Below are 1,696 nucleotides of genomic sequence, written 5' to 3' on the forward strand. Positions count from 1 at the left end.
GCCGTCGCTGTCGGGGCGGACGAATACGCGGTCGTTGGCGAGGAGTCGCCATCCGGCGCGGGCCAGCAGGAGCGCGGTCGTGGTTTTGCCCGAGCCTTTGCCGCCGAGGGTGAGCACGGTCTGCCCGTCGGGGTCGGTGGCGGCGGAGGCGTGCAGGATCGACCAGCCGTCGGCCAGGAGTTGGCCGCGTACGACTTCGCGGGCCAGGCGGGCGGCGGCCAGGCACACGGGCAGAGTCTCGTGGCCGACGATGTGGAGGTGCCCGGGTTCGGAGCGGTAGGCGAGGTGCTCGCTGGGCTGGGCGGCTGTGACGACGTGGCCGCTGGTGCGGCCGTAAAGCATCCGTGTGTTCGCGTAGGTGGTCTCCTGGTGAGGGCGGTTGGAGACGTTCTGGGTGTACGTGGTGACCGTGGTGGCGTCGACGTCGGCGGTCACCAGCGGGCCGGAAAACGGTGCGGTGGCGGGCTCGGCGTTCCACCACTGGCCGAAGTAGCGGATCATCCAGTCGGTCACGGTGTTGGTCTGGCTGAGGACGGTCACGGCGTGGTGGGCCGTGGCGATACGGGTCGCGTGCTGGGTCACTCGGGGTTCGCTTCCTGCTCGGTCAGGTGGGGTGTGAGGGTGTCGTAGGCGGTGCGGAGTTTGTTGTCGGCGTTGAGCAGGCGCTGGGCCTCGCCGTGGTCGAGCGCGGGCAGGCACACCGTGGGCTGGCCGGCGGTGAAGCGCAACGGGATTCCCCGCCAGCGGCCGTCGTGGTTGACGCACAGTTCGATCACTCCGTCCGTCAGGCCGAGGGCGGCTCGCAGGGCCGCCAGGACGGCCCCGGCGGGCCCCGCCCGGGCCCGGCCGACGCCGTGGTTGATCCGGCGGGGGCGGGCGGAGAGTTCTGCACGGACTTCGGCGAAGGGGACCGCAACGGGCAGGCCGCCGACGCGGGTGGACGATGCGCACACGACGGCGTCGTCGCCGTGCTCGCCGATCACCTGCCCGTCGACGGCGTCCACGGGGACGCGCAGGTGGTGGGCGAGGGTGAGTCGGTAGCGAGCGGTGTCGGTGTTCGAGCCGAGCCCGTATACCTGTCGGCTGCCGGAGATCTCGGCGAACAGGCGGGTCATCACGTCGACCGGATTGGTCACCACGATCGCGGTACCGGTGTAGCCCGCCAGGGTGTGGGCGAGGCGGGCGACGATGGGCGCGTTGGCGGCACGACCGGCCATGCGTACGTCAGCGGTGGCGGTGTTGGTGAACTTCGCCCTGGGGCATACGACGACGGCCGCGCAGTGGCCCATCTGGGACGGATGAGCGGTGCGGACCAGGACGGAGGCATCCAGGACTTGCTGCATGTCCTCCAGGTCGGCGACCAGCGCTTCGGCCGAGGTCGGAGAGCCGGAGGCGATGAGGAGTTCGCGGCACCAGCCCGCGCCCATGAGCAGCGTGGACACGGTCTGTCCGACGGCGCCGGCCCCGATCACCCCGATCGCGGGAACAGGGGGCCTCATGGGGCTGCCGCCTTGACGGCCTCGCCCAGCACCAGCGGCCACGTGGCGGCCGCCCTGTTCTCCGCCAGGATCATGCTGGCCGCATCCAGCAGGCGGCAGACAGACTCGGCCCGTTCGGCGACGACCATGGCCTGCGGGGGCATCGGCAGCACCACGGGGCAAGTGAGGTAGGTGGACAGGATGTTGACGGTGTCCAT

General features: G+C 71.2%; 1 protein-coding gene and 2 pseudogenes. All 3 read right to left on the bottom strand.

The genetic code is table 11. From position 1 onward, the window contains the following. Nucleotides 1-582 (bottom strand): annotated as a pseudogene (locus IEY91_RS41405) (hypothetical protein); the annotation flags it as partial. Beyond that, nucleotides 579-1,499: a lactate/malate family dehydrogenase gene (locus tag IEY91_RS41410; RefSeq protein ID WP_189177906.1), complete on the bottom strand. Its 921-nt coding sequence runs from the start codon at nucleotides 1,497-1,499 to the stop codon at nucleotides 579-581. The gene IEY91_RS41410 and the pseudogene IEY91_RS41405, both read right to left, overlap by 4 nt. Continuing rightward, a pseudogene (locus IEY91_RS41415) lies at nucleotides 1,496-1,696 on the bottom strand (phosphotransferase); the annotation flags it as partial. The gene IEY91_RS41410 and the pseudogene IEY91_RS41415, both read right to left, overlap by 4 nt.

It is taken from the genome of Streptomyces lasiicapitis (assembly GCF_014646335.1).
In the GTDB taxonomy this organism is placed as follows: Bacteria; Actinomycetota; Actinomycetes; order Streptomycetales; family Streptomycetaceae; genus Streptomyces; species Streptomyces lasiicapitis.

Bases quoted from the DNA above. Each gene is read 5' to 3' on its own strand.
- IEY91_RS41410 (WP_189177906.1), bottom strand. From the start codon at position 1,499: ATGAGGCCCCCTGTTCCCGCGATCGGGGTGATCGGGGCCGGCGCCGTC.